At 70.1% G+C, this 26,973-nt stretch carries 26 protein-coding genes and 1 tRNA gene; 9 read left to right on the top strand and 18 right to left on the bottom strand.

Annotation, left to right across the window (positions count from 1 at the left end; all coding sequences use genetic code 11):
* Positions 1 to 144: 144 nt before the first annotated feature.
* The 4 genes from SRB5_RS05040 to SRB5_RS05025 form a co-directional block, all read right to left on the bottom strand.
* Positions 145 to 936 (bottom strand): GH25 family lysozyme, encoded by a 792-nt coding sequence (locus SRB5_RS05040; RefSeq protein ID WP_228389827.1) that lies wholly within the window; start codon positions 934 to 936, stop codon positions 145 to 147.
* Positions 937 to 1,197: 261 nt separating this feature from the next.
* Positions 1,198 to 1,875, bottom strand: coding sequence for a Type 1 glutamine amidotransferase-like domain-containing protein (locus SRB5_RS05035; RefSeq protein WP_153450186.1), 678 nt, complete (start codon positions 1,873 to 1,875; stop codon positions 1,198 to 1,200).
* Positions 1,876 to 2,038: 163 nt separating this feature from the next.
* Entirely contained in the window at positions 2,039 to 3,151 is a 1,113-nt protein-coding gene (locus SRB5_RS05030) for an ABC transporter substrate-binding protein (protein ID WP_153450185.1), read from the bottom strand.
* Positions 3,152 to 3,576: 425 nt separating this feature from the next.
* Positions 3,577 to 5,217, bottom strand: coding sequence for a transposase (locus tag SRB5_RS05025; protein WP_323377151.1), 1,641 nt, complete (start codon positions 5,215 to 5,217; stop codon positions 3,577 to 3,579).
* A gap of 182 nt (positions 5,218 to 5,399) precedes the next feature.
* Here SRB5_RS05025 and SRB5_RS05020 point away from each other — a divergent pair, with 182 nt between their 5' ends.
* Both SRB5_RS05020 and SRB5_RS05015 read left to right on the top strand, forming a co-directional pair.
* A complete protein-coding gene (locus SRB5_RS05020) occupies positions 5,400 to 6,113 on the top strand; it encodes a hypothetical protein (protein WP_153450184.1) in 714 nt (237 codons plus the stop codon).
* 71 nt (positions 6,114 to 6,184) lie between these two features.
* Complete coding sequence (locus SRB5_RS05015; protein WP_228389784.1) at positions 6,185 to 6,538, top strand: VOC family protein; 354 nt, start codon at positions 6,185 to 6,187, stop codon at positions 6,536 to 6,538.
* Between the two features lie 623 nt (positions 6,539 to 7,161).
* On the opposite strand, the gene SRB5_RS37705 is transcribed toward SRB5_RS05015, so the two are convergent.
* The 3 genes from SRB5_RS37705 to SRB5_RS05000 all read right to left on the bottom strand — a co-directional run bounded on the left by SRB5_RS37705 (position 7,162) and on the right by SRB5_RS05000 (position 9,480).
* The gene (locus tag SRB5_RS37705) at positions 7,162 to 7,461 is read right to left on the bottom strand and encodes a DUF998 domain-containing protein (RefSeq protein WP_407703881.1); all 300 of its coding nucleotides are present in this window, start codon (positions 7,459 to 7,461) and stop codon (positions 7,162 to 7,164) included.
* A gap of 204 nt (positions 7,462 to 7,665) precedes the next feature.
* Positions 7,666 to 8,091 carry a hypothetical protein gene (locus SRB5_RS05005; protein WP_153450182.1) on the bottom strand — a complete coding sequence of 142 codons (426 nt, stop codon included), beginning with the start codon at positions 8,089 to 8,091 and terminating at the stop codon, positions 7,666 to 7,668.
* 321 nt (positions 8,092 to 8,412) lie between these two features.
* Complete coding sequence (locus SRB5_RS05000) at positions 8,413 to 9,480, bottom strand: GNAT family N-acetyltransferase (RefSeq protein WP_153450181.1); 1,068 nt, start codon at positions 9,478 to 9,480, stop codon at positions 8,413 to 8,415.
* Between the two features lie 30 nt (positions 9,481 to 9,510).
* Here SRB5_RS05000 and SRB5_RS04995 point away from each other — a divergent pair, with 30 nt between their 5' ends.
* Positions 9,511 to 9,978 (top strand): MarR family winged helix-turn-helix transcriptional regulator, encoded by a 468-nt coding sequence (locus tag SRB5_RS04995; RefSeq protein ID WP_153450180.1) that lies wholly within the window; start codon positions 9,511 to 9,513, stop codon positions 9,976 to 9,978.
* A 113-nt stretch (positions 9,979 to 10,091) separates the two neighbouring features.
* Here the strand turns inward: SRB5_RS04995 and SRB5_RS04990 are convergent, their stop codons facing one another.
* Positions 10,092 to 11,606: a hypothetical protein gene (locus SRB5_RS04990; RefSeq protein WP_407703878.1), complete on the bottom strand. Its 1,515-nt coding sequence runs from the start codon at positions 11,604 to 11,606 to the stop codon at positions 10,092 to 10,094.
* A gap of 297 nt (positions 11,607 to 11,903) precedes the next feature.
* Positions 11,904 to 12,416 carry a DUF2690 domain-containing protein gene (locus tag SRB5_RS04985; protein ID WP_323377067.1) on the bottom strand — a complete coding sequence of 171 codons (513 nt, stop codon included), beginning with the start codon at positions 12,414 to 12,416 and terminating at the stop codon, positions 11,904 to 11,906.
* A 291-nt stretch (positions 12,417 to 12,707) separates the two neighbouring features.
* Here SRB5_RS04985 and SRB5_RS04980 point away from each other — a divergent pair, with 291 nt between their 5' ends.
* Both SRB5_RS04980 and SRB5_RS04975 read left to right on the top strand, forming a co-directional pair.
* A complete protein-coding gene (locus tag SRB5_RS04980) occupies positions 12,708 to 14,081 on the top strand; it encodes a hypothetical protein (protein ID WP_153450179.1) in 1,374 nt (457 codons plus the stop codon).
* Positions 14,082 to 14,159: 78 nt separating this feature from the next.
* Positions 14,160 to 14,232: transfer RNA gene (locus tag SRB5_RS04975), tRNA-Gln, on the top strand.
* Between the two features lie 167 nt (positions 14,233 to 14,399).
* Here SRB5_RS04975 and SRB5_RS04970 read toward each other — a convergent pair.
* A complete protein-coding gene (locus SRB5_RS04970) occupies positions 14,400 to 15,980 on the bottom strand; it encodes an FAD-dependent oxidoreductase (protein ID WP_153450178.1) in 1,581 nt (526 codons plus the stop codon).
* A gap of 66 nt (positions 15,981 to 16,046) precedes the next feature.
* Here SRB5_RS04970 and SRB5_RS04965 point away from each other — a divergent pair, with 66 nt between their 5' ends.
* Positions 16,047 to 16,613, top strand: a complete 567-nt coding sequence (locus SRB5_RS04965; RefSeq protein WP_323377065.1) for a helix-turn-helix domain-containing protein — start codon at positions 16,047 to 16,049, stop codon at positions 16,611 to 16,613.
* A 78-nt stretch (positions 16,614 to 16,691) separates the two neighbouring features.
* Here SRB5_RS04965 and SRB5_RS04960 read toward each other — a convergent pair whose 3' ends face one another.
* The 4 genes from SRB5_RS04960 to SRB5_RS04945 are packed head-to-tail and all read right to left on the bottom strand — an operon-like array spanning position 16,692 to position 19,414.
* Positions 16,692 to 17,561: a PhzF family phenazine biosynthesis protein gene (locus tag SRB5_RS04960; protein WP_153450176.1), complete on the bottom strand. Its 870-nt coding sequence runs from the start codon at positions 17,559 to 17,561 to the stop codon at positions 16,692 to 16,694.
* A 13-nt stretch (positions 17,562 to 17,574) separates the two neighbouring features.
* Entirely contained in the window at positions 17,575 to 17,868 is a 294-nt protein-coding gene (locus SRB5_RS04955; RefSeq protein ID WP_323377063.1) for a DUF1330 domain-containing protein, read from the bottom strand.
* A gap of 58 nt (positions 17,869 to 17,926) precedes the next feature.
* Positions 17,927 to 18,799, bottom strand: a complete 873-nt coding sequence (gene nadC / locus SRB5_RS04950; protein WP_153450175.1) for a carboxylating nicotinate-nucleotide diphosphorylase — start codon at positions 18,797 to 18,799, stop codon at positions 17,927 to 17,929.
* Between the two features lie 30 nt (positions 18,800 to 18,829).
* Positions 18,830 to 19,414: a carboxymuconolactone decarboxylase family protein gene (locus tag SRB5_RS04945; protein ID WP_194292828.1), complete on the bottom strand. Its 585-nt coding sequence runs from the start codon at positions 19,412 to 19,414 to the stop codon at positions 18,830 to 18,832.
* A 140-nt stretch (positions 19,415 to 19,554) separates the two neighbouring features.
* Between SRB5_RS04945 and SRB5_RS04940 the strand changes: the two genes are divergently transcribed.
* Both SRB5_RS04940 and SRB5_RS04935 read left to right on the top strand, forming a co-directional pair.
* Positions 19,555 to 19,851: a winged helix-turn-helix transcriptional regulator gene (locus SRB5_RS04940; protein ID WP_153450174.1), complete on the top strand. Its 297-nt coding sequence runs from the start codon at positions 19,555 to 19,557 to the stop codon at positions 19,849 to 19,851.
* 223 nt (positions 19,852 to 20,074) lie between these two features.
* Positions 20,075 to 20,572 (top strand): GNAT family N-acetyltransferase, encoded by a 498-nt coding sequence (locus tag SRB5_RS04935; RefSeq protein WP_323377061.1) that lies wholly within the window; start codon positions 20,075 to 20,077, stop codon positions 20,570 to 20,572.
* Positions 20,573 to 20,667: 95 nt separating this feature from the next.
* On the opposite strand, the gene SRB5_RS04930 is transcribed toward SRB5_RS04935, so the two are convergent.
* Positions 20,668 to 21,459 (bottom strand): SDR family NAD(P)-dependent oxidoreductase, encoded by a 792-nt coding sequence (locus tag SRB5_RS04930; RefSeq protein WP_153450172.1) that lies wholly within the window; start codon positions 21,457 to 21,459, stop codon positions 20,668 to 20,670.
* 86 nt (positions 21,460 to 21,545) lie between these two features.
* Here SRB5_RS04930 and SRB5_RS04925 point away from each other — a divergent pair, with 86 nt between their 5' ends.
* A complete protein-coding gene (locus SRB5_RS04925) occupies positions 21,546 to 22,409 on the top strand; it encodes a helix-turn-helix transcriptional regulator (RefSeq protein WP_153450171.1) in 864 nt (287 codons plus the stop codon).
* A gap of 378 nt (positions 22,410 to 22,787) precedes the next feature.
* Here the strand turns inward: SRB5_RS04925 and SRB5_RS04920 are convergent, their stop codons facing one another.
* The 3 genes from SRB5_RS04920 to SRB5_RS04905 all read right to left on the bottom strand — a co-directional run bounded on the left by SRB5_RS04920 (position 22,788) and on the right by SRB5_RS04905 (position 26,851).
* A complete protein-coding gene (locus tag SRB5_RS04920; protein ID WP_153450403.1) occupies positions 22,788 to 23,090 on the bottom strand; it encodes a lysine transporter LysE in 303 nt (100 codons plus the stop codon).
* Positions 23,091 to 23,778: 688 nt separating this feature from the next.
* Positions 23,779 to 26,010, bottom strand: a complete 2,232-nt coding sequence (locus SRB5_RS04910) for an aldehyde dehydrogenase family protein (RefSeq protein WP_323377059.1) — start codon at positions 26,008 to 26,010, stop codon at positions 23,779 to 23,781.
* A 310-nt stretch (positions 26,011 to 26,320) separates the two neighbouring features.
* A complete protein-coding gene (locus tag SRB5_RS04905) occupies positions 26,321 to 26,851 on the bottom strand; it encodes an alpha/beta fold hydrolase (RefSeq protein WP_153450170.1) in 531 nt (176 codons plus the stop codon).
* Positions 26,852 to 26,973 lie beyond the last annotated feature (122 nt).

The following is a 26,973-nucleotide window of genomic DNA, read 5'->3' as shown; positions in this document are numbered from 1 at the left end:
GATGTTGGAGGGTTCGCGGGCCAGCTGAGCGTCAGGTGTGGACGCCGTTGCGCCTGTCCGGTGCCGCATGGCCCGCACCTGTAACGCCGGGATGCGGCAGCCGCTCGTGCGGCGAGGGGGTCGGACCGGCGAGGCCGCCGCTCGTCAGGCGGTGTTGTTGGCCAGGGCCAGCAGACGGGTCCGGTCGCCGTTGAAGCGGTCACGGTCGACGGCGCCGGAGATGCCGCTCACCGAGCCGGTGGAGCTGTACTGCCAGACGGTCCAGTACGGGAAGCCGGCCGGTATGCTCGGGCTGGCCGCGGAGGTCCAGTGGGCCACCCACAGCGGGCTCCTGCTGGCCATGCCGGACCAGCCGCCGGTGCAGGTGTTCCACCAGCTCGGGCTGGTGTAGATGACGACGTCGCGGCCGGTACGGGCCTTGTAGCGGTTGTAGAAGTCGAGGATCCAGGTCTGCATGGCCGCAGCCGACTTGCCGTAGCAGCTGCCCTCGATGTCGAGTACGCCGGGGAGTGTCCGGTTGTCGCGGGACCAGGCGCCGCCGTTGCTGGCGAAGTAGTCGGCCTGGGCGGCTCCGCCGGACACGTCGGGCCGGGCGAAGTGGTACGCGCCCCGGATGACGCCGGCGTTGTAGGCGCCCAGGTAGTTGGCGTTGAACCTCGGGTCCTTGTACGTGGTGCCCTCGGTCGCCTTCATCCAGGCGAACTCGATGCCCGCGCCACGCACCGAGCTCCAGTTGATGGCGCCCTGCCAGTTCGAGACGTCGATGCCCACCGGATTGGCCAGCAGGCCGACGTCCTCCTGCACGTCCAGGTGCAGGTTCTTGGTGTCGGGCTTGAAGTCCTTGACGTCCTGGACGTAGCCGACGCCCATGTAGCCCTTGCCCGCCGGGACGACGCCGTCGTCCGGCCGGGGTGTCGCGGAAGCGGTGCCCGACATCAGGCCGAGAGCCAGCGTGGTGCTCACGGCCACGGCTCCGGCGGCGGCGAGTCGGCGGCGGGCGGAACCTCGTGAGAGCAATCTGGAGAGCACGTGCTACCTCCGGGTGTGGGGTGGGTAGGAGCAGCTACGGACCGGTTCTACGCGCATTGCTTGTTGCGGACATGTCATCTTGACAGACTGTGTAGGTCCGGTAAAGACCTGCACGGATCTTCAACGGCCAGGACTGGCTGAATTCTTGGTGACGGGCGTCCTCATCGGCTACACCACTGAGCGCTCAAAGAGCTTCCAGAGCCCCTCGGAGACGACCTCGACCGCACCGTCCACCACCGTGACGGCCGTCTCGTCGTCGACCGCGTACCCCGGCACCGGCACGCGCGCGGCCCACTTCTCGGCCTCGGCCATGGTGTTCTCCGGGCACATCGGGTTGTCCAGGTGCGGGAAGATCGAGAAACCGACCATGCCCAGCGCGCTGTCGCCGCCGGCGGCCGGCTTCCAGCCCACGAACTCCTCGCCGACGTGCGGGGCCATCACCATGCTGCCGGCGCTCAGTCCCACGTAGACGGTCTCGCCGAGCGACGGGAACAGATCCGCCAGGCCGGACTCACGCATCCAGTGGTGCAGATACAGGACGTCACCGCCGCACACCAGCAGAGCATCGGTCTCCCGGACCAGGGGGACCCAGTTCGCCTCGTCGATGCTGGGCAGCGCGGTCAGCTCCAGCATTCCCACGGACTTCCATCCCAGCTCCACCATGGGCGTGGACGTCTGCCCGGCGATCTGCCGCCACGTCGTGACCGCGGTCGCGGGCAGCATGCCGTACATCGCGGTGGGGATGCACAGGGCGGTGGACTCGGCGATGGGTTTGCCCAGCATGTCGACGAGGGCGTCGCGGATGCTCTGGTTGCTGACGCCGCCGGAGGTGAGGAGAAGCTTCATCGCGTCATCCTTCCGTCGCGAGCCGGAGCCGGCCGCGGCGAGCCGTCGCGAAGCCCTCGAACGCTGTCGGGTTCTTCGGGCGCCTGAGAGTTCATGTTGACACGCGGACACAATGACGGCCTGGACTTCGGACGCTTCCGGGCAGTCGAGCCTCCGTCCTCTCTCAACCGGTGTGAAGGATCCGAAAGCGATGGGGTTCCGCCGGATCCCGATCAGCGACCTGGACCGACGTCCAAGCCCATTGCCACACGCTGATGCCCGGCGTCCGGGAGAAACGGATCCGCCCGCGAGTGCCCTCGACCGCGACGTGCGGCCAGGATTCGGCGATACGCGCCCGGTCCGCGCCGTGAGAACGCAGCACATCGGCAAGGACGGCGACCGTGTCGTAGCCCTCGAAGGCGACGAAGGAGGGGGCTTCGCCCAGCCGCTCGCGGAGGGCCGTCTCGACTCGTACGCCGAGTGGGCTGAGGCGCTCGGGCAGGTAGCGCAGGAACGGGATCGCCGAGCCTTCGTCGCCCAGCAGCGCCGCCCATTCGGCGAACTCCGGTTGCCCGGCCGGAGCACCGATCATGATCTCGGCGAGGCGCTGGTCGCGGCGGACGGAATTGACGATCGACACCGCCGGCTCCGGGTGGCCGGTCAGAAGGAGGAGTGCCGTCGCGCGATGGCGGACGAGTTCGTCGCATACGGCCGTGGGGGCGAGCGCGCCCATGTCGAGTTCGATGACGGTACCGCCGCGCGGAGCGAGGTAATCCCGCAGAATGCGGGCCCCGGCTGCCCAGTAGACGCTCGGCTGGGCAGCAACGGCAATTCGGGAATGACCCGCGCCGAGGAGGAAGTCGGCATAGATCCGCCAGCCGTGGGACTGCGCCGGGCACAGGCGCGCGACCCAGTACGTCGGGTGTTCGGTGAGCGCGTCGAGCACCGCTGACGAGCAGAGGAACGGCAGGCCGAGGGCATCGGCCCGGGCGGCAGCGGCACGAGCGACGACGCTGTGATACTCCCCCGCCAAAGCAGCCACGCCCAGACAGGCCAATTCGTCCACGGCTTCCGCAGCCTTCCGCGGATCAGCCGCGGTGTCCCGGACCACCAGCTCGAGTGGCCTTCCGGTGATCCCGCCGGCGTCATTGACGTCGCGAACGGCCGACTCGAGGCCGGCGAGCAAGTGCCGGCCTGCCTCGATCCAGCCAGGCCGGGACAGGGGAACGAGGGCGCCGATCTGTACCGGTGATCCGTCAGTCCGCTCCGCTCCGGATGACGATGGTGACGTATTCATGCGCTGGCGTCTCCCGTGTGACGACTCGGTCGCAGGTTGCCCGGATCGCCGGGCGGCCAGGCACGGTGGCACGCGTTCATCTCGTCTCGCCGTCGCGAACGCCCCTGCGGGATCATGGCGGCCATTGCATCCACCACCACCGCCGATAGGCAACCGGATATTTGTTCGCCAGACGAGCATGTTGGGGTCGGCAACGGTGGCGCCGCAGATGTACTCGCGTTCCATACCGGACAGCGCGGCTGACCGATTCGTCCAAGACCATCACGCCGTACGCGTGGCAGCGTAGGACGTATGAGTATCGATACAAGCCGGGCGGCCTCGTTCCTGGCAGCTCACGGACGTGTCCTGGACCGGCGTCGCTTCGCGCTGCTCACCGGAGAGGCGGATCCCGCAAACCGGGAGGCGGTACTCGCCGCGGTGGAGGCCTACCGCAACCGTTCCTGTTCAGTGAGCAGGAGTGGGTGTTGGATCCATTCCTGGTCGCTGCGGACATCCCGAACGGTGTTGGGTGTCCTGGTCGCCCGCTTTCGCCCGGGGTCCGGGCCGGCGGATCGTGTCCGTGGTCCGGGGGTCCGGGGGCGGGTTTCCTCACGCCGTCGGGTGCCGTGTCCGGCCTGGGCGGTCCGATGCCCCGCACGATCGCTCCGGTCGTGTGGGGGCGGTGCCGTCCGTCGCCGGATGCGGTGCCCGAGGGCGCGTCGTCCGATCGCCACCGCAGCGGCATCGTGACGAGTCGGTGTACGTGTGCTGGTGGTGAGGGGCTTCTGCCAGTGCCGGGCGCCCCAGCGTGAGGTGTAGGCGGGGTCGACCGCGACGATCGGGATGCCGAGTTCGGCGGCCATGGACACCAGCCGCGCCCGCAACCTGGCGACCGGCATCCCCGCGATCAGATGCCGGAAGCGTTTGCGGCGTCCGTGTTTCTCCCGGGTGGTCTCGGCGGTGAAGTCCAGGTCCTCGACCGCGATCGCCAGCCCGTGCCGGGCGGCCCAGTGCAGCAGGCGGGTGAGGGCGTGGCGGACCTGCGCGTCGCGGTGTGTGGCCGGGCCGGTGAGGTCGTAGGTGAAGCGGCGGGGTTCACCGACGGGATTGCCGTGCGGGTCGAGGCGCCAGGCCGCGAGGTGGTCGGCGTTGGTGTCCACCCCCACCACACCCCCGGCAACCGCCGCCGCAAGCGGCACCGCCTGCACCGGTGGGAGGGTCCAGGCGGCGGTCAGGTACCAGCGTCCGCGCGACGGGTCGAAGGTGATGCGGTAGGCGACGGCCCGGTCCGCGGTGACGCGGTCGGCCCATTCGTCGCCCCGGTGCGCGAAAGCGACCGTACCGGTGAGGGTGTAGCGGCCGTGCGGACTGTTGGCCAGATGCGCCAAAGGGGCGGGCAGCTTGATGCTGACGCCGCCGCCCGGTGTGACGCGGATGGTCTCGTTCCCGAACCGCTTCCCACTCTCCCCGTCCGCGGACAGAAACCAGCGCGCCGCCTCCCACCCCTGGCGCCACTGCTCCTCGGTCAGTCCCGCCTCGTGCAGGTGGTGGCGGGTGCGGGCGCGTTTCTTCCCGCCGCGCACCACCCGCACCCGACCCGCCTCGTGATCCGCACGCTGCGCGTCGAATCGGTCCTGCAGGACCCGCAGCCGGCGTGACTTGGCGAACCACTCCCGCTGGGAGCCGTAACCCCCCGGGGTTCGCTTGCTGCCCTTCGCGCCGACCGGCAGCGACAGCCGCTGCTCGATCATCGCGACACCGGCCCGAAGGCTCTGGATGTGTGCGTGCTGCCCGCGCCGGGCCAGCCCCCACTGATCGTGCGACGCCTTCGTGATCGACCCCGCCCACCGAGACGACGACAACGGCGTCAACACCCGCTTACGCACCGCCCACGACTCCGCCGAATACCCGGTCCCGTCCGCACAACGCTGCTTCAGATCCGCGGACGCCAGCGAGCCCAGATGCGCGCCGACCTGCCGCAGCACCGCCTCGTCCCCGGGCGTGAGGTGCTTCAGACGGGTACGGACCGACACCCCGGACGGACCCGCCACCACGAACGACTCCGCCAACACCCGCACCACACCCACCCCCACCCAGATCAACCCGGCCCAGTCCCGTGATCAACGACCCCGGCCCACAAAAGTCACCCCATCAGACAAACCCACAGACACCACACACTCACTCCGGCACACTCATGCCCACCCATACACGCTCATCAGCCAACAGTTCCGACCCCGACGGCGGGTACGGGTGGGGCATCGAACCCGACTTGCGCACACCCGAGAGCCAACCGGCCGGGGCCATGCACGCGCTGGAAGCGATCGCCGACACCGGCCCCGGATCGGCCCCCGCGACGGTCAGGCTCTTCGACTGGCTCGACTCGGTGACCCTGCCCGACGGGGGCCTGCCCTTCGCGCTGCCGGTCGCGAACCCAGCGGCCTGCGCGCCGCTCTGGATCGAGACCGATTCCAAAGCAACGTCCCTGCAGATCACGGCGGGGGTCGCCGCCCACGCTCATCGCGTCGCCCGGTTCGATGACCGGGCGAGGGAGCATCCCTGGCTGACGCGGGTGACCCGCTACTGCTTCGAGGCGATCGATCAGATGGACGAGGCTCCGTTCGCCTACGTCCTGTCGTTCGCCCTCCGGTTCCTCGACGCTGCTGCAGACACCCACCCCCAGGCCGCCGACCTCCTCCGGCGCCTGGGCCGGTACGTGCCTGCCGACGCCGCCGTTCCCGTCGCGGGAGGCGCCGAAGGCGAGACCCTGCGCCTCCTCGACCTCGCACCGGAACCAGGCCGCCCGGTCCGCGCCCTGGTGAACGACGCCGCCGTCGCCCACGACCTGGACCGTCTGGAGGCCGGACAGCAGGCCGACGGCGGATGGGCCGTGGGTTTCAACGCCTACTCCGACGCCGCAGCACTCGAATGGCGCGGCTACGCCACCGTCTCCGCCGTGTCAACTCTTCGGGCCAACGGCAGGTAACCGGTGAGCCAACCGGAGCGGCGCGCCCCTCGGCGGAGGGACAGCCGCAGGTCATGCCTATGCTCAGGCCCATGGCACTGCAATGGGAACAGATCATCGTCGACTCCACCGACCCCGTCACCCTCGGGCGCTGGTGGGCCGAGGCTCTCGGCTGGGTAGTGGTCGACGAATCCGAGGAGATCATCGAGATCCGGCCCGAACCGGACCGGATGCCGGGACTGCTCTTCGTACCTGTCCCCGAGGGCAAGGCGTCGAAGAACAGGCTCCACCCCGACTTCCGCCCCGACGATCAGGAGGCCGAGGTCGCCAGGCTGCTCTCCCTCGGTGCCCGGCGCGCCGATTCCGTGCAGACGGAACAGCACTGGGTGACCCTCCTCGACCCGGAAGGCAACGAGTTCTGCGTCCTGGGTGGGCGGAAGAGCTGAGCGTGGCCCAACTCCGGAACCTCAGGGGATCCCAGCCGCGGCCGGGATCCCCTGACATGCGCATACGCGATGCTATCGATCCGGGTGTTCACCGCTCGTAGACGGCATCCATGTACTGCAGTTCAGGCACGGAGTTCGGTGAAGACGTGCGTGGAGTACGGGAGTTGGGGGACGCCGAGGGGGAGAAGCTGGCGGCGATGGCCCTGCCCGGTTTCGGCTGACGTCCGCGGGGCCGGGGAAGCCTGCCACGGGCCTGCCGCCGAGGTGGCCCGGCGCTACTCGATCCGGGGGACACCCTGGCAGGAGTACCGCAGGCTGCAGCTGGGCCTGTCCACCGAGAGGCTCGCGCCGCGGCTCGGCGACATCCTGCCCTGCTGGCCCGGCCTGCTCAACTTCTTCTGGCCGACGCTGGATCTCTGCCAGCCGCTCTCCCCAAGGGGCGCAGCGATCCCTGTACGCACCTGCTGCAGCTCGCGTACCCGCCGGACGAGTCGGGGTATTGCGACGGAGGGCTGCTGCACTTCACGATCCCCGCCCCTGCTCTCCAGGCCGGCGACTTCACCCGGGCAACCAGCACCCTGACCAGAGCCCTCAACCAGCGCGGCTGAGACGTTCTGCCCGCATCACCTCATGCACCGCCCGGCGAACGAGCCCGCGAACCCCGACAACCAGCACCCAGAAGCGGCCCGTCCCCCGCGCCAGAGGACACCACCGGTCAGGGCAGCACCGACAACGAACAGCACCCCCAGGGCGACGAACGAACCATTCATCAGACCGTGCTCCGGGGAACAGATGTACCGCGGCTCAGGATCCAACTGCTGAGCACAGTGAGCGTTGCCCAGGTCGCTGATGTTGTTCCGCGCCCAGCTGTACGGTCTGCCCCAAGCCGACTCGGCGATCCAGTGGACGACGAAGAACTGCACCACGCCCACGATCCATGCCGAGTACCCGATCCGCGCTCTCACCCGTCCACCTTCCGCCACGCGAACAACGTGCGGACAGCCGATCGTGGGGCGCCGGGCTCAGGCACTCCGACAAGCCCCCTGGAGCACGGTGGGGCAGGCCCTACTGCGGCCGGGTCCGGCCGGGCGCCACTCGAGATCCGGGGACGCCCGAACCCTGATCCCTCAGAGGGGCTGATAACCGAACCATGCCCGGCATTCCGGCTGGTTGGGGCGGACGACTGCCAGGATGGCCGCCACGAGCCAGATCAGTCCCAGAATGGGTATCACTTCGTAAAACGCCAGGGTGAAGGGCAGCGCCGTCCAGCCGTAGGCGAAGGCGGAGACACGCAGACCGGGTTGGCGCGTGGGGAACTTCAGAGCGGTAGAGACGCCCCACGCAGCGACCGCGAACATGAGCACTCCGGCGAACACAATGACCCCGGAGTGAGCCTCACCCGGCGTGGTGCAGCACGGGGTCGAAGCGTCACCCTCGCCCCAGATGGCCGTGGCGACGGCCACGCTGTTGGTCAACAGTCCAAGTCCGAGGACGGCCTGCATACCGCCCAGGATCATCATCAACACCCGAAGGCTTCTCACCGGCTGCGGCATCTGCGCCCCTGAGGGGGCCGGCCCCTGACTGAACCCCCCAGGCGGCCCACTGGGACCTCCGGACCCAGCCGCTCCCGGGTCACCACCGGCACGCGACCGCTCCCACGGCCGCCGTCCATCTGGCTCGTCTCCATTCACCCAGCCCGTGCTGACGGCCCCCTCCCCCGACGGCATCGCGCCTGCGCGCCATGTTCCGTCGGCCCGCCCCGACTGTCCAGCCGCAATTCGGCCAGGTAGGTCACCCGGCTGCCGAGCGGCAGGCGGCTCGACTCCTGCTCCGCCGATGGGAGACTCGCAGGACGACTACATGCGCCCACGTTTCTACGGGGCTATGTCCTTGGTGAGGCGGACGGTTCCGTCGTCGCCGGTGATCGACGCCGACTGGTATCCCTCGCTCCGGTAGAGGGCGATGTTCTGCCGGCTGTGGATACCGGTGTGCAGCACGACCCGGCGGCAGCTCGGCTCGGCCGCGGCTTCAGCGGTACGCAGCAGGCTGCGGCCCAGCCCCTGGCTCCGCAGATCCGGTACGACGCCGAGCCGGCCGAGGTGCCAGTCGCTGTCGACACGCCGGGCCCGCACCATGCCCAGCAGCCGTCCGTCCCGCCACAGTCCTGTCGCGTGCCAGGCTGCCAGCCACTCGCCCACCTGCTCCGGCGACTCGTGCAGGGCCGGGATGTCCAGGGTGTCGTTGGCCAGGGCCTCGTCCACCCAGCAGCACCGCTGCAGCACCGTGACCTCGGGGGCGTCATCGGGGGTCAGCCGCCTCAGGTAGGAACCCGGCAGCGGGCCGGGCTGCAGGCCGCAGCGTGCGGCTTCGCGCATCGGACGCAGGGCGTGGGCAACCCGGACCAGTTCGTCCAGGACGCCGGTGGCCGCCCCGGCCAGAGCGGCGCTCGGGCGGATCCGTCCGTCTTCGACCGCGTCGCTGATGCGTATCGCGATCGTACGTCCCAACGGCATCAGGCGCAGTGTGGTGACCACCTGCTTGGCGTGCTGGACCGAGCGGGTGCCCGCGGAGGTGTTCCCGTAGCTGATGAAGCCGATCGGCTTCCACGCCCATTCGCGCCCGAGGTAGTCGAGCGCGTTCTTCAGGGTCGCCGGCATTCCGTAGTTGTACTCCGGCGTCACCACGATGAAGCCGTCGGCGGCGTCCACGAGCGCGCTCCACCGTCTGGTGTGCTCGTTCGCGTAGAGACCCGAGGACGGATGCTCCTCTTCGTCGAGGAAGGGCAGGTCGAGGTCGCCGAGGGATACGGGCACGAGCTCGACGTCGAGTTCCTTGGCGCGAGGTGTGATCGTCTCGGTCAGCCATGTGCCGACCGCCGGGCCGAGGGCGCCGGGGCGGGTGCTGCACACCAGGACGAGGACGCGCACCGTTTTCGTTGACATGGAAATGAAAGTAGCCGGTAGATTGATTACATGTCAAAGAAGTCCTCGGCCGAGAACACACGCTGGCTGAACCCGGACGAAGAGCGGGCGTGGCGGGCCTACCGGCGCATGGTGGTCGCCGTGCAGGCCGCGACGGCGCGTGACCTGGCCGCGGTCGGGCTGTCCGAGCCCGATTACGAGGTGCTCAGCACGCTGTCGGAGCGGCCCGACCACACCAGCACCCTGCGGGAACAGGCCGCCAAGATGCGATGGTCGCGCAGCCGGCTCTCCCGGCACGCCACCAGGATGGAAGCGCGAGGCCTCCTGGAACGTGCGCCCGACCCGGCGGACGGCAGAGGATGTTTCCTCGTTCTCACCGCCCATGGCCTGGACACGCTCAAGAACGCCGCCCCGACGCATGTCGCCTCGGCGCGACGCCACTTCATCGACCGGCTCTCGCCCGAGGACCTCAGCGCCCTCGAACGCATCGCCCGGAAGCTGGAGGATGTCGAGGGCTGACGGCACGTGCCGGCCGGGCGCCTACGCCGGCGACCGGCGACGACGGCTCTGGACGGGACTCCCCCGGGGCCTACACGAGCGCCCACCGCCACAGTTCCGGAAGGGTCCGCCGATCAAGGGTTTCCGGCCCTGCCGAACCCCTGGACGGCCGGGCCGACGTACGCGTAGACCTCCCGGTGGAGGTGGATCAGCCGCCAGCCGCGGGCGAAGGACGGCGGCGGTGTCGTACGGGTCGTCAGCACCGCCACCGGGATCCGGCGCCCCTCACGAGCCAGCGTCGCCGCGGTGGTGTTGCGGTTGTGGCCGTCGATGTCGGCCGACGAGCAGGCTGCGTCGAAGGCGATCGGGATGTGCGGCGCGATCGCCGCGTGACCGGTGAGGACGCACGGGGGGCGGACTCCGGTGCGGTTCAGTGCGGCGGCGGTCAGGGCCCAGTCGCGGTGGTTGTCGGTGGTGCGGTCGACGAGTTGGTGCAGCACGTTCAACTGCGCCACCAGATGCCCGGCGAGTGCGACGGCGGCCAGCGTGACCGCGGTCGTCCGCCAGGCGCCGCGAGGAGTCGCCCGTACCAGGGAGACGAGGCCGGAGGCCACCGGGATCGCCAGCAGGGCGTACGCCGGCTGCAGGAATCGGGGAGCGGCGTAGCCGATCAGGAACAGGTACGGGAACGCGGCCGCCACCGCGCAGGCGAGCGGCAACGCCGTGGCCCCGACGGCGCGCCGGGCCCGGACCGCCATCACGAGCCCGACCGCGGCCAGTACGGGAAAGACGAGCCACCAGACGTACACCCCCGGATCCGGCATCCCGCCCGTGCACGGCCGGCACAGCGTGCGCCCGCCCAGACTGCGCAGCTGGTCGTCGACGGCGACGTTCCAGCTCAGCCCGCCCTGGATGAGCGAGGCGTCGTGGAGCCGCCGGCCCAGGCCGCCGTAGCCGGTGTACGCCTCGATCACCCATTCGGCCGCGCCGGCCGCGAGCCCCGCGACGAGGGCGAGCGACAGCCGGCCGTACCGCCATCGGCGGACGGTGACACCCGCCACGAGCAGCGGCAGGCACACCCACACCGCGTCCATCGGCCTCATCAACGCCATCAGCGCCGCGGCCACCGCGAGCCCCCACACAGGGGCGTGCCGGGTCCGGTCCGCCTGGGCGCGCAGGAAGCAGCCGACGCCGGCCAGCGCCCCGATCGCCACCCAGTAGTTGGGCATCGCCTGCGGCCCGTAGAAGAGCGTCACCCACAGCGAGGCGAACAGGGCACCGCCCAGCGCGATCACCTTCGCGGGGAACAGCCCGCGCCAGGCGCGCAGGGCCAGCCAGAGCCCGACGCCGGCCAGGACGGCGAGGTAGACCCGCAGCAGCGGGGTCGACGACGACCAGGTCGCGATCGGCGCCACCAGCAGCGAGACGCCGCGGGCGCGCGGGGCGCTGAAGAACGCCGCCGGGGCGTGCCCGCTGAGCTGGCTGACGTACACCGACTCGTCCCAGCCGAGCACCATCCCCGGGGGTACGAGGGCCAGCTGTGCCAGGGCGAACGCCGCCGCCACCGTCGCCGGGAGGAGCCTGTCGCTCAGGGCCGGTGCCCGGGGGGCCAGCGCTGCCGGGACAGTGGTCGGCGTTACGACAGCCATCTGGCGATCCCCTACCGGACGTAGGGTCATGTGGAACCCTATGCGACGTAAAGCTGATGATGAGATTGAGGGCAAATAGGTATAAATGACTTCAATCCGCTCGGAAGCATAACGCGGAGGCGTCCGGGGTCCTCGTAGGCGACGGGCCGTTTCTTCTGCTGTCGTTCCTCGTCGCCGCAGGAGGGGGAATACCGGTGCCACGAGCGGCCCGCGAGCCGTCGGGGACTGGAACAGCGCGAACACGGTGGGACACCCGGCACGCTGTGCCCGGGTGTCCTTGAGGTGGTTGATGGACGTTCACCAGTTGGCTGTACGGCCCTCGTACTCCGCGGTCCCCGTGTCGCAATATGCCCTCGCGTACGACGTCACGTCCGCGTCGTAGACCACGTTGGTCCAGATGGACACGCCGTACGTGCTCGCCGGCGGCCGCTTGCTGTACTCCTGGCCGTCGGAATTCCGGTGGATCCACACCGTGCAGCCGGCGTTGTCCGCGGGGCTGGCGCCGTCGGCGTTCCGCAGCCGCGCCCAGGCCGTGCGGCAGTTCCCGCTGTACCTGAGGTCGAGGACGAATTTGTTGGTGGCGCCGGTGTAGATGTTCTTCAGCGTGACCGACTTGACGGTCTGCGCGTCGCTGCCGCAGGCGGAGCCCAGCGCGTCCGGATCCCTGTTGTCGCAGTTCGATGAGGTGCCGGCCTGGCCCGAGTACCAGTAGCACGTGGCGGCCTGCGCCGGTGCGGTCAGGCCGATCCACGCTGCGACGGTGGCAATGGTTATCGCGAGCGCCGAAAGCAGCGCCTTGATCCGATGCACGGGCGGATCTCCTTCGTGTCATGGAGCTGGGGAGCTGTCTCTTCCTCGGCGGGAGCCGGGGCACCGCGAGCATCGCAGCGTTCCGCGATCGGCCTCCATAACTTTCGAATCCAATTGAAACTGCCTGGTCAGCGGCAGCAGGACCGGAATTCGTAGTAGACGACGCCCCATTCGGATTCAAGGCCGGCCATCGAAGAGTTCGCCGCGATCAACGCTCCGTGGCTCGTTCTATGACTGTGACGCGCTGATAAGCAGTGGAGACCTGGTCGTGGGGATGACAGGGTGAGACTCATGCCGTCGGCCACATTCGAACAGCTCCTCCGCGAACTGCACGCATCCCTGACGCTGCGCAAGCGTCCGGAAGATGTGGCCCAGCTCATCCAGGACCTTTACGCCGCCCAAGGCACTGACCTCGATACGGCGACCGAGGAGGCGCTTGCCAAGGCTGCTGAGCACTCGCTGCGCAACCTCTGGCACGGCTATACCTCGATGCGGGAGGAATTCGCCCGTCCGGTCGGCGCACAGCGTCAGCTTGCCCGAATGGCAGACCTGTTCACGAGCGTGTCGAGCCTTCCCGGCGATGCCGGGAAGGATCCGGCCCGGATCGAGGTTGTGATCCGGCGGGCGGGTGAGGAGATCGGCCGCTCGTACGGGCAGAACGACTTCGGCATGGACCGCCTCAACCGGACCGAGCGCACGGCGGTGGGCCTCGGGGAGATGTCCAAACGCCAGTACAACAAGCGTTTCCGACTGCTGCGCCGGATGGAAGCCAAACTGGCCCGGCTCATCCACGAGCAGCGTCGACGCGAAGTCGTCATCACCGGCAAAGGCGCCCTCGCCCACGTCCTGCCGTACGAGCTGTTCGCCACGGACCCGGACACGGCGGCCTTCATCGCCTACGTCACGGCGCGCGGCTACATGCGCAGCGTCTTCACGAATGGCCGGCAGCGTCAGATCTTCGACGAGGTCGCCGAGGCCCTGTTCCAGCGCCTGGCGAAGCGCCCCGAGCAGGCCTGTTGGTACGCGGTCGCGCATGTGCATCCCACAGCTGAAGTCCTGGCCCAGGTGACTGACCAGGACCTCACCCGGCTCCTTGTTCGATGGAACGGATTCCTGCGCCAGGTCGCCGGCCTGCTGGAAGACGCCTGGAACCGGCATCCGCTGGAACGCGACACGATGATCGTGCGCCGGGGCGATGACTCGTCGACGTGGAATCAGGCCGCACAGGCATGGAACACCGCCCGGGCCCACTGGTTCGCGCTGCTGACCGAGCTGGGGCAGGACGAGATCCTGGATCGGATCTGCCCGGGCAAGGTGCCCCGCCTCATGGCGGCCGACGTGGCGTACTGGCACCGTATGAGCGGCGGCGGACTGCACCCGGACACCTACGTCTGGGCAGACCTTCCTCTGCCCTGGGAAGTGCTCCGGGGTGAGAAGGAATGCACACGTTCGCTCGTCCGAGCAGCCTGCGCCCGGCATCGGGTGGACCCGACAGCCGGCGGCTGGACGGCTCCCAGGCCGGCGGCTGAGGCCGTCGCCTTCCGGCGGACACCCGAGTTGGTGCACGGAGTTGCCGTCGCCGACCCGCTCATGGCCAGTGCTCTCCGTTCGGCCGGAGTCTTCTCCGGCAGGGAGCAGCGTGCTGCCGTTCAGGAGTGGACGTGACCGGCGGTAATCCCCGTACGTAGCCGCCCCGGCAAATCAGTTGACCCGCACAGCGGCCCAGGCAATCATCACGGTGGCGACGAGGAAGCTCTGCGGAGGAGCGCCCGGCTCTGATCCCGGGTGGACGCAGGTTCGAATCCTGCCCTCGTCGTCTCTCTCCGCACCGAGGCCCGCGAGCCCGGCTGCTTCGAGCGCTGTCCGGCCCGGACACGCACGAGCACCCCGGGGACCGGCCGTACTCCGGCAGGCCCCCGGGCACGTGACGCAGGGGAGGCGAGCTGATGGAACGGGAGTCGATGGACGGTGTTACGCGTCGGCTCAGCTCGCCCGGCGGGCGCGCAGTACCCGGTCGTGGACGTGGTGGGCCGCGCTGGCCGAGCCCGGGGGGCGGTGGCGCTTGTCGTCGGCCTCGATGGTCCAGCCGGCCTCGGCCTTGATCGCCGTCACGAAGTCGTCGATGTGCACGTAGGCGTCCGGGTCGAACGGGCGATGACCGTGCTGCGGGTCGCGCATCGCCTCGAGGTCGTGGCTGAGGATGACCAGCGAACCGCCGGGAGCGACGGCGTCGAGCACGTTGTGGACGCCGCGCAGGTCGGGTGTGCGCGGGATCGACGCGTACGACGCCGAGACGAGGTCGAACCCGCCCCGGGCGAACGGCTCCCGGGCGTTGGCGTCGGCCGCCTCGCACGTGACGGTCAGGTCGCGCCGCTCGGCCTCGGCGCGGATACGGTCGAGCGCGCGCGAGGAGATGTCCGTCGCGGTCACCTCCCAGCCCTGCTCGGCCAGCCAGATCGCGTCGCCGCCCTCGCCGGCGCCGACGTCGAGGGCGCGGCCGGCGGGCAGGCCGGTCGCCTCCGCGACCAGGGAGCCGTTCGGGTTGCCGCTCCAGACGGGGTCGCCGGAGTAGCGGTGATCCCAGTCTGTGGCGGTGCCGGACGGGCGGGCCGCGGTGTGTACGTCCTCGGCGGCCAGGCTCATCGCGACGGCGCCGCCGACGCGGCTGCCGTGGGCGGCGGCCATGAGCACCTGCTGGCCGGGATCGGTGATGCTGCCGACCGCGTAGACCCCGTCGACGGCGGTGGCGCCCATGGCGTCGGCCTCGATCACCTCGCCCGTGCCGGTCGGGTGCGCGGTGGGATGCAGCCCGAGGTCGGCGAACGGCTCGGCCCGGGGGCGGAAGCGCGGCGCGACGAGCAGCGCGTCGGCGTCGAGCCGTGAGCCGTCGGCCAGCTCGACCCCGGTCAGCCGGCCGTCGGCGTCGGTGCGGACACGTCGTGCCGTGGTGGCGACGCGGACATCGACACCCGCGGACGTCAGGGTGCGGACCTCGGACTCGTCGGCCTCGACGCCGTCCGCGATCAGTACGGTCAGGTCCGCGGTCAGCTGGCGCAGCAGCGGCGTGACGTGCAGCCCCGTCGGGTGGGTGACGAGCTGGACCAGGCGCTGGTCGCGTACCTCGTAGCCGTGGCAGAACGGGCAGTGGATCACCGCCCGGCCCCAGTGGTCCGCCAGTCCCCCGACCTCGGGGAGCTCGTCGGCCAGACCGGTCGCCACGACGATGCGGCGGGCGGCGACGGAGGTACCCTCGGCGAGCTCGACGACGAAGCGCTCGCCGTCCCGGGCCACCCGTACGGCGCGGCCGGACAGCACCTCGCCCCCGTAGCGGCGTACGTCCGCGCGGCCGGCGGCGAGCAGCTCCGCGGGATCCGTGCCGTCGCGTCCCAGGAAGCTGTGCATGTGGGCCGCGGGTGCGTTACGGGGCTCGCCGGAGTCGATCACGATCACCGACCGGCGCTGGCGGCCGAGCTGCAGGGCGGTGGCGAGGCCGGCGGCGGATCCGCCGATGACGGCTACGTCGCAGTGGCGGACGGTGGGCGGGGCGGTGTGGTGATGGCTCATGTTCTCCACCGTAGAAACTCCTGGCGTTATGTGCCAGACTCCTTGCAGAATCCGCAAGGAGTGAACGTGAGCCAACTCGCCGACATCGAGCACGTCGTCCGTACCCGGCTGCGCAGCCTGCGCACCACGCTCGGGCTCTCCCTCGACGAACTCGCCGCACGCACCAACCTCAGCCCGTCGACGATCAGCCGCGTCGAGACCGGGAAGCGCACGATCAGCCTCGACGTACTGCTCCCGCTCGCCACCGGCCTCCAGGTCGGCCTGGACGCACTGCTCGACGTGAGCGGCGACGACGACGTGGTCATCCGCCCCGCGCCGAGCCGCATCGGGGGGCGTACGACGTGGGCGCTGAGCAGGCCGGACAGCAGCACGGTGGCGGTGAAGATGCTGGTCGAGCCGACGGCGGCCCGGCCGCAGCAGCGTGTGCACCCCGGGCACGACTGGCTGTTCGTGCTCAGCGGGCGGCTTCTGCTGCTGCTCGGGGATCGCGAGATCATCGTCGAGGCCGGGGAGGCGGCCGAGTTCGCGACCATGACTCCGCACGCGTTCGTGGCGGTCGATGGGCCGGCGGAGCTGTTGATGATCTTCGACCGGGACGGGCAGCACGCGCACGTGCATCGCGGGAAGGAGTAATCGGCGGACCACCGCCCGGGCCAAGACCGGCGCCAGGGCGCGAGCCGGTCGGCGGATCACGCCCGGGAGTCGTCCGCCTCAGAGTCGCTTGCGGACCACCGCCAGCCCGCCGACCCGGGTCGTGATGCCCGTCGGCCCGCGTCTGGCCGAGGCGAGCACGCCGGCCGGACGGCCGAGGGTGTCGCCCTGTTCCACCTCGATCGCGAGGGTCTGCGCCCCTGTCGCGTCGAGGAGATGGGCGGCCAGGCAGCCGGTGCTGTTGGCGTTGGCGACGTCCTCGTCGACGCCGATCGCCGGCGCGAACATCCGCGCCGCGCCCGGTCGGTCGCCCACCGGCGGCACGTACACGAAGCAGCCGAGGAGCCCGTACCGCCGGCATTCCGCTTTCAGCCTGCCGAGGTGTGGGCGGAGTCGGAGCAGCGCCGAGCGGTCGCGGACCGGGACCAGCATGCGTGGTGCGCCGGGTGAGGCGATCCGTGGTGCGTCGGTCGGGTGCGGATCGTCCGTGGTGAGCTCGAGCGCGGCGGCAATCGCGGCGCGCTCGTCCGGTGCCGGATGGCGCAGCGCTACGAGGCCCTGGTCGAACCAGACCTCGATGCCGGTGGGGCGGCGGATCACGGTGGTGTCGAACGTGCGGCCGCCGGTGTGCTGGCGGTCGTTCAGCTCGTCCAGTCCGGTGCGGGTCAGCCGGACGGCCTGTGCGGCGACGGTGCCGTGGCCGCAGCCGGGCAGTTCGGCGGTGGCGGTGAAGAACCGGACCGGGCGGGCGCCGTCCGGCGTACGCCCGGGGCCGAGGAACGCCGTGTGCGAGGTGCCGGTCGCGGCGGCGACGGCGCGTCGGTCCGCGTCTGTCGCCGCCGGGTCGTCGTCGGTTACGGCTGTGGGGCTGCCGCCCCGGCCGTCGCGGCGTACGCATGCGTCGACCAGCGTGACATTCGGCCAGGGCATCGGGGCTCCTCGGTCAGTCGATGCCCTCAATGATGCGGAAGTCGCGCTCGATGCCGTCGGAGAGGGCGGCCAACGCCTCCTGGTAGGCGTCGCTCTCGCGTGCCGCGACGGCCTGCTCGAAGCTGTCGAACTCGACCAGGACGGTGCGTCCGGCGATTCCGGCGTCGTATGCGGCGGTCCGACCGCCGCGGGCGAGGGTCCGGCCGCCCGCGATCCGGACGGCCTGACCGGCCAGCTTGTTGTAGGTGGCCAGCTCTTCCGGGTCGGGAATGGTGCGGTAGGAACTCACCCAGTAGCCCTTGGGCACGGGACCTCCGGTGTTCGTGGGAGCGCGTCCGGTTTCGGACTTACCTCGAGCGAACGATTCAGGGTTGGGTAATGCTCAGCAGCATGCTCAGGTCCATGGCCGGTGCGCTGTGGGTCAGAGCGCCGACGGACACGGCGTCGACGCCGGTTTCCGCGACGGGGCGCAGGTCGTCGAGGGTGATCGTGCCTGAGGCCTCCAGCTTGACGCCGGATTCGGGGGCCAGTTCGCGCCGGAGGCGGACGGCTTCGGCCAGCTGTAGCACCGTCATGTTGTCGAGCATGATCCACTGCGGCTCGGCCCGCAGCGCTTCCCGGGCTTGGTCGAGCGTGGCCACCTCCACCTCGATGGCCAGGGTCTTGCCCTCCGTCGCCATGTTCTTGCGGACGCTTTCGATGGCGGCGGTGACGCCGCCGGCGGCCGCGATGTGGTTCTCCTTGAGGAGCACCATGGCGCCGAGGTCCAGCCGGTGGTTGTGCCCGCCGCCTGCGGCGACCGCGTACTTGTCCAGCAGCCGAAGTCCCGGGGCGGTCTTGCGGGTGTCCAGGACGCGGACGGGCAGATCGCGTACGGCAGTCACGTACCGGTCGGTGAGTGTGGCAATGCCGCAGAGGCGCTGGAGGAGGTTCAGTACCGTCCGTTCGCCGGTGATGATCTGGTGTGCGGGTCCGGATATCGTCGCCAGGACGTCGCCGGCCTCGAGGCGGGTGCCGTCGGGCACCACTTCGGCGATCCGCGTTTCGCCGCCGATACGGGCGTAGACCTCGGCAGCCAGGGGCATCCCGGCGGCCAGGCCCGGTTGGCGGGTGATGATGACTGCCGTCGCCTCCTGCTGCGGCGGAACGCTCCATCGGGTGGTGACGTCGTCGGTGGCGACGTCTTCGGAGAGCGCGAGTGTCACGACGTTGCGGGCTGCCGTACGAGGGAACTGCATGCGGGGTCCTTTCGGTCGGATGGGGCGGGCTCAGCGGTTGGTTCCGGTCGCGCTGGGGAGGAAGTCGGCGAAGCGCGGCGCGCCGGGCTCGTGCGGCACGCGCGTGGCGAGGGCGGCGAAGCTGACGGCGTGGTACCAGCCGCACAGCAGGAGCAGATCGAGCAGCTGGAGCTCGTCGAAGACCGGCACGAGCCGTGCCCACAGCGCGTCGTCGATGTCGGAGCGCTCGTGCAGCGCGTCGACGGCGAGGATGAGCAGCCGTTCCCGCTCAGACGTCCAGCACGCGTCGGCGGGGCCGCCGTGCACCAGGGATGCCGCCTGCTCGCGGGTGAGTCCGACCCGTTCGGCGAACGTCATCATGTGCACGCCCCACTCGTACTCGCAGCCGCACAGCGCGCACGTCCGGTCGATGACGATCTCGCGTTCCCGCATGGTCAGGGTCAGCTGCCGGCCCAGTTCGTAGCGGCCCCATCCGTGCATGGCGCCGGCCATGGGGAGGTTTCTGGCGAACATCCGGAACAGGCCGATCGGCGGGGTCTCTCCGGGCATCATGCGCGCGAGCAGTGCACCGGCCCGGTCGGTGTACGGCGGGTTCAACAGGGCTATTCGAGGCATCGGCCCTCCCCCTCAAGTTCGTTTCGAAATCAGAAACGCCCGACGGATGCTAGTGTTTCGAATTACGAAACGCAAGGAGGGTCATGCCAACACCGCGCCCAGGAACGCCGGTTCGCGGATCGGCCACCGGCCGTCCCCTCATGGCCGCGATGGACCTGTTCGGCCGTCGGTGGGCGCTGCGAGTCACCTGGGAACTGCGTGGAGGGCCCCTCGGCGCCCGCGCGCTGCTGGCTCGGTGCGACGGCATGTCGTCCAGCGTTCTCTACCAGCGGCTCCGCGAACTCACGTCGAGCGGGATCATCGCCGCCTCGGCCGATGGCTACGAGCTCACCCCGCTGGGAGCAGCACTCCGTGACGCCCTCCGGCCGCTCGAGGAGTGGGCGCATACCTGGGCGCGGGAGCAGGAGCACAACAATCGGGAGCCGATGGAGACGTGAAGGTCACGCCACCGGCTCCCGCCTTCCGGCGCCCACAGAACCGATGCCGGTAGGACCACCCGGCCTGAAGGGCAGTCTTGCGCCGACGGGAGCTCCTGGACGATCAAGTCCGATGCGTTCGGTCGCACGCGGGGCTGGTGAATTGGATCGCGCTTCGCATCTGAGCGCTGATGTCAGACCTCGCCCCTGTCTTGTGGTCATCGCATCGACCAACGCTCCACAAGTGCGCCTCGAACACTGGTCCGAAGGCGATCTGGACCTGCTCCGCAAGACGAACACGGCCGAAATGACCGAATACCTCGGCGGCCCGGAGACCGAGGAACAGCTCGTCGAGCGGCACCAGCGTTATCTCGACCCCGATGCGAACGGCACCATGTTCCGGGTCGTACTGCTGTCGGAAGGCCAGGTGGCGGGGTCGACTGGCTTCTGGCGCCACGAGTGGGGCGGCGAGCCGGCCTATGAGACGGCCCACGGGATCCTGCTGGAGTTCCAGGGGCTCGGCCTGGCGGTAGCGGCGACCATGGCGGTCGTCGGCAAAGCCAAGACCGACAGCAGGCATCGTTTTCTGCACGCCTTTCCCTCCGTCCATCATGTCGCGTCGAACGCGGTCTGCCGGAAGGCGGAGTTCGAGTTCGTCGAGGAGAGCGAGTTCGAGTACCCCAGGGGGCACTTCATCCGCTCGAACGTATGGCGGATGGACCTTTCGGCGGCTGCCGAGTAGCCGCCCGCTCACGGGCAAGAGCAACGTTCTGCGGCCCAGCACCTCGCCTGTGCACCGGACCAGTGTCGCCGCTTGGCCCGGGCGGCCGCTCCGTTTCAGGCGCCGGCACCGCCGTCGACCGGGACGATCGCGCCGGTCACGAACGAGGCGCGGTCGCTGAGCAGCCAGGCGGCCGCCTCGGCGATTTCCCGGGGCTCGGCCATCCGGCCCATCGGGATGCTTGCGCTGATCCTCTCGATGGTGCCGGGAGTCGCCGCTTCCCATTCGTCGATCATTTCGGTGACGGTGCCGCCGGGGGTGATGCCGTTCACCCGGATGCCGGCGGGGGCCAGGTCGACCGCGGCGGTCTCGGTGAGGCTGTTGAGCGCGCGCTTCATGGCCCCATAGGCGGGCAGGCCGGCATTGGCGCGGCGGCTGCCGATGCTGGAGGTGTTGACGATGGCCCCGCCGCCGGAGCGGCGCATGAGTGCGACCTCGGCGTTCATGGCGGTCCAGTGCGAGCGGAAGTTCACGGTGAACTGCTTGTCGATGTCCTCGTCGGTGGTGGCGTCGACCGGGCCGGGCTGCTGGGCGACCGCGCCGTTGTTGAAGGCGCCGTCCAGCCGTCCGTGCAGTTCCCAGACGCGGTCGACCGCCGCTCGGATACTCGCACGGTCGGCCAGGTCCATGGTGACGGCGTCGGCGACGCCGCCGTCGGCGCGGATCTCCTTCACAACGCGGTCGAGGGCGTCGGTGCCGCGGGCGGCGAGCACGACAGCGGCTCGCTCGGAGGCGAAGAGCCGAGCCGCGGCCGCCCCGATGCCGCGGCTGGCGCCGGTGATGAAAATGACCTTGCCGGTGAGCAGGCCGACGGGTGCGCTGTGGGTGGTGTCCATGTTCTTCGTCATGCCGAACAGCGTCCTGCCGGCTTCCGGCTGGATACAGGCACAGGCTGTACCAGGATCCGCCGCCCCGCAGCGCGCACACTGGGCGTATGGACAAGCAGGAGCTCGGGGCATTCCTCCGCAGCCGCCGCGAGCGGCTCCGTCCCCAGGACGTCGGCCTCCCTACCGGACCACGCCGCCGCACACCGGGTCTGCGGCGCGAGGAAGTCTCGGTGCTCGCGCATATCTCCACCGAGTACTACGTCCGCCTCGAGCAGGGCAGGGCGCCACGCCCATCGGGCGACGTCCTGGCCGCGATCGCCGGAGCGCTGCGGCTCACCGACGCGGAGTCCGAGCACCTCCACGTCCTCGCGGGCACCGCGCCGAAGCGCACCGGGCTGCACCGGCGCGACGTCCGCCCCAGTATCGTCGCCCTGCTCGAGCGGCTGCCTCAGACGGCCGCCTTCGTCACGTCCGCCGCATTCGAGATCCTCGCGTGGAACGACCTCGCGGCCGCGCTCATGGAGGACTTCGCCCCGCTCGCCCCGAAGGACCGCAATCTCGCACGCCGGGCCTTCCTCGGGCCGCGGCCCGCCCGTGCCGAGCTGTACGGGGTCTCCGACGCCGCCGAGTTCCGGCTGAGCGTCGTGATGCAGCTCCGCGCCACCCTCGCCCGCTACCCCACCGATCCCGCGGTGACCGGCCTCGTCGACGAGCTCACCAACGCCAGCCCCGACTTTGCCCGGCTCTGGGAACGCCACGACGTGCAGGCCCCGCCGATGCTCACCAAGACTTTCCGCCACCCTGCCGTTGGGGAGATCACTGTCGACTGCGACGTGCTCACCCTCACGGACCGCGACCAGCGCCTCGTGCTCTACAGCGCGCCGCCGGGATCCCCCAGCGCCGAAGCCCTGGCCCTGCTGAACGTCCTGGGGACCACCGCGAGCACCATCGCCGGCAGGGAGATTTCCTGATCCGGACGGCTGGGGGCTCCTCGTCCGACACGGCTACCGGGAGACGCAGAGCCGGATTCGGCCGACGTCTGTCTGACCATGGTCTCACCCCAGACCGGTCACACCAGCGAGGTGCCGACGGTGGCGGCATTCACGACGTCCGACGGACGCACTCACATGGTTACCACCGAGTCCGGCATCGCAGAGCATGACCCGGTCCGAGCACAGCCGTCCACGAACTCGACCGGCAGGTAGGCCGGAAGGTAAGCCAGCCCGAAGCTCACCTGCTTCGGCCAAATCGTTCGGTCAGCACCTGCACGGCGCTGGCACCTGAGGCTGTCCGCGTGACCTCTGTCCACGCACGTCAAGCGACACGGCTAACGATGCTGTGGTGGGGAACTACTTCCACAGGCAGCCACATCCCGTGCCATAGAACACCAGGAACACGCCTGTCACGGCGGCCAAGGTGAAGGCAGCAGTGGTTACGGCGGCGAGACCCCGATGACCGCGGGCCTTCGCAGGATCACGGAAGATCCTCCAGGCTCCGTGGGCGAGGAAGAGGCTGACCAACCCGGCGCCCGCCACCGTCAAGCGCGGGCTGAAGGACCAGCTCATATAGGCGATCAGCGCCAAGCCGGCGAGCAGTGCGCAGGCGAGCAAGCCGAGGACCACCTCGGCGATGGCTTCCCCGACCGTCTCCATCAGGGACTCGGTGAAACCCTTCGCCGCCCGTCGGATTCCCACAGCGGTCCCCCATCCTCATGCACCACGTGGCCCGGCCGGGACCCCGACATGGATGACCCATGCGGGACCGGAATGGTTGCCGGGGCACTGTGGGCCAGTCCGTAACGACGCCACTCGGTTCGGGACACCCTCGGCACTCTGCCCTCCCGTGCCGCCCTTGGCCAGGCCTCGCCGACCAGGGTCGCCCGGAGCAGTCCACGACGGCCGGCCGCGATGTTCGACATCTGCCGTCGGCGCTGCCCGGCGACTTGCCGCCGACCACAGCGTGTCTGCCACGCCACCGCTGCCTACACCGCAGCGAAACAGGGCGACCGCCGCACCACCCACGGACTGATCACCAAACCCGGGGCCGCGACCGCCCGACTCGGCCGTGACCGTCTTCGGCCCCAGCCAAGTCCTCCCCCACCAGAACTCGATCAGCCACCTCCTAGGCACCGCCGGTCCATCCATCGAGCACACCCGCCGCGCAGCCGGATCGATGTCACCCGCGCCTTCAGCCAGTAGGGCAAATCCCACCGCTGCTGCCCCGCGCTGCTCCCCTCCGCCCTACAGATCTCCCCGGCACGTCGTGCCGCTGGTCACCACCACCCGCGCGAGATCCGGCCCGGCCCCCGGACGAGCCCGAGGCACCGGGCCGGGGCGGGGCTCAGTTCAGCGGGCCGTACAGCACGTTGCCGGGAGCGCTGGGATCGTTGCTCGTGTAGTACTGGCGCATGGCGGTGAGCAGTTCGTCGACGGTCAGCCTGCCGCTGCCGTCGGTGTCCAGGGCCCGGAAGGCCGCCGCCCGGTCCTGTGGCGCGGTGCGGAAGACCTCCTGCCAGACCTGGAACTCCTTCTCGTCGACGCCGCCGTCGCCGTCGGTGTCGAGGAGCAGGCAGACCGCCTCCAGCATGGGCCGGAAGGCCTGGGAGAAGCCTTCGCCGGAGGTGATGAAGGCTCCCTTCATGCCGGTGCGGTACTCCTCGGGGGTGAGGCGCCCGTCGCCGTCCGCGTCGGCGGCGGCAGCGACGGCGTCCCAGAAGGTGACCATGCCGTTCATCAGCCGCGTCCCCTTCGGCGACGTCGCCGCCTCGCCGAACGCGGCCAGCAGTCGCGCCCCCAGGGTGAACAGGTCCTCGCGGTCCAGCGACCCGTTGCCGTCGGCGTCGATGTGTCCGAAGCAGGTGTCGATCTTCTGGTCGAGCAGGGCGTCGGTGGTCATGTGCGTACGCTCCCCTTCATCGTTCGTGCCGTGTTCTGTGCTTCCCGGGCGCCGGTGCGCGCCCGGGGGTCCGGTGACGGCGCGAACCGCCGCCTGGTGGTCGAAGACCCGGGTGCGGGACGGATCGACGGTCACGCTGATGCCCTGCAGCCGTGTGGTGCGCAGGTAGGGGAGGTTGGCCTCCCCGAAGGTGCCGCCGCTGAGCCCGGTGCCGCCGACCGTGGGCAGCGCCGGCAGGCAGCCGACGTGGCTGTCGTTGACCTTCAGCACCCCGCCGTTGCCGATGTCGCAGAACCGCTCGATGACGTGTGGGTCCCGCGCCCACAGGGAATTGCGCAGTCCGTAGCGGTTGCTGTCGACGAACTCCAGAATCTCGGCGAGGAGGTGCTCCGGCGTGGCCCGGTCGGGCACGACGACGCACATCAGCGGGAAGAAGGTCTCGTCCCGCACCGCGCCCATCCGCCGCGCCGTCGCGAGCCCGTGCACCCGCAGCAGGACGGGACGCACGAAGGGGCCGCGGGAGGTGACCTTGTCGTATACGTCGACGAGTTCGCCCCCGCACAGGTGCTCGGCCCCCTGTTCCACCGCGTCGCGCAGGACATCCAGGCAATCGCCGCGTTTGACCACGGCACTGAGGACGACGTCCGGGTCCTCGGGCGGGCCCACGCGCAGCCCGGCCACCCGGTGGTGCAGCAGAGTGGTGAACTCGTCCGCCACCTCGGGATGGACGACGACGAACTTCGGCGCGATACACAGCTGCCCCGAGCCGAAATAGCGCTCCGCGGCCGCGGTCGCCGCACCCTCGAGGTCGGCGTCCCGCCACACCACCATCGCATCGTTGCCGGACAGCTCCAGGACCGGCTTCTTGCCGTGCTCCAGACACTCGGCCTCGAGGCGTGCGCCGTGCCGGGCGGGCCCGTAGTAGAAGATGTCGTCGCAGTCCGGGGATTCGAGCCACTGCTTTACGGTCGGCCGCGACGGGGCGCACAGGACACCGAGCGTGCCCGGCGGGGCGCCGTGGCGATCCAGCAGCGGGGCGACCAGCTCGTGGTAGAGGAAGGCGACCGCGAGGGGAGCGGTGGGAGGAGCGTTTACGATCAGCGCGTTGCCCGCGGCAAGAACGAGCGCGCCGAGCGCGGAGGACAGAAAGCCTGCGTTACGGGCCGCGTTGAGGCCCACCACCCCGTCAGGCTTACGGACCAGGCTGACACGACGCCCGGCCCACTCCGTACACCACTCCAGCGTCTGCCGCGCGTGTACGAGGCTCTCCGGATGGATCATGGACAGCACCACGGTCAGTTCCCAGCGCGCGACCCGTACCGGATGCCCCTCAGCCACCAGGACATCCACGACATCGTCGGCGCGCTCGCACATCGCGTCGTACACCGCCTCGACGAACGCCAGGCGTCTCTCCAGCGGAACGCGCCGCCACTCCCCGCCCGCCCGCCGGGCCAGCCGCAGGGCCGCAGTGCCCTGTTCGGGTGTGGACAGGGCGACCCGGCCCGCCAGCCGGACATCGGCAAGATCGGACGCAGCGGCGTCTCCGCAGTCGAGGCGGGCCTTGAGCGCCATCGTGTCGTAGGGCGCACGCAGCAACGCACTCGCCCGGGGCCAGTGGACCCAGCCGCCTCCAGGCTGCCGCTCACTCCCGATCAGCACCGCATAGGAATCAAGCACGGCAGGAAGCTGCTCAGCCGGAACGCATTCGATGCCTGGGACGCCACGCCTCGCCCGAAGGGATGAAGGTGGCCGTACTCAGGATGATGCCGATCTCCTGGCCTCCAGCCTTTGGCAAGGAGCGCGACTTCATCGAGCGAGCGATCAACAGACCGAGGCGGTTCAGGTCCGTCACCACCCGCTATGACAAGCGCGGATACGTCTTCCCGCGCACCTCCGCCGTACTCCTGATCCAGCTCCGATCGTGACCGGAGAGTCGGCCCCTGCTCCACGCGGTCACGGCAGCATGACAAGTCGGGCTCGGGGATGGTCACCAGTCAATGCCGGCCGTTCTGGATCGCCGATATCCGCCAGCCCTCCGGGGCGCCAGCCGCGCGTACAGCTCGTAGACAGGAGACCGCTTCATCGGCTCGGCGGCCGCCGCGCTCATCCGGTCCATCGCCTCCACCACCTCCGGAAACCAGCCGTCCCGCCGGGCCGGCGTGGAGACCGTCACCAGGCGGCGGACCACAGCGGGATGCTGGATCGCGGTACGAAGGGCCACGTCCGCCCCGAGCGAGTAGCCCAGCACGTCCGCCCGCGGCAGCCCGTGGTGCTTGATCAGGGCGGCGATGTCGTCCGCCAGCAGCTCCGGCCGCAGCGGGCGGTCGATGTCCGCCGTGCGTCCGTGTCCCTGCAGGTCGACCAGGACCACGCGTCGCCGCTCGGCGAGTACGGGCAGCATGGACGCGAACATCTCGCCCGCGCCGAGACCGCCGTGCAGCAGCACCAGGGGCTCCCCCGCGCCGGAACCGTGCTCCTCGAAGTACAGGGACAGTCCGTTGACGTCTGCGCATCCCATGTCGCGCGGAGCTACCGCAGCCCCGGAACGACAGACCCGTTGAAGACCCACAGTGCTCCGGAGTACCACAGCACCCCGACGCCACCGAACAAGGCGCCCCCGTGACCGGGAGCATCCAGCCG

Origin of the sequence: Streptomyces smaragdinus (assembly GCF_009604385.1) — a bacterium.
GTDB classification, from domain to species: Bacteria; Actinomycetota; Actinomycetes; order Streptomycetales; family Streptomycetaceae; genus Streptomyces; species Streptomyces smaragdinus.
This window is presented reverse-complemented; position numbering and strand designations above follow the sequence as displayed.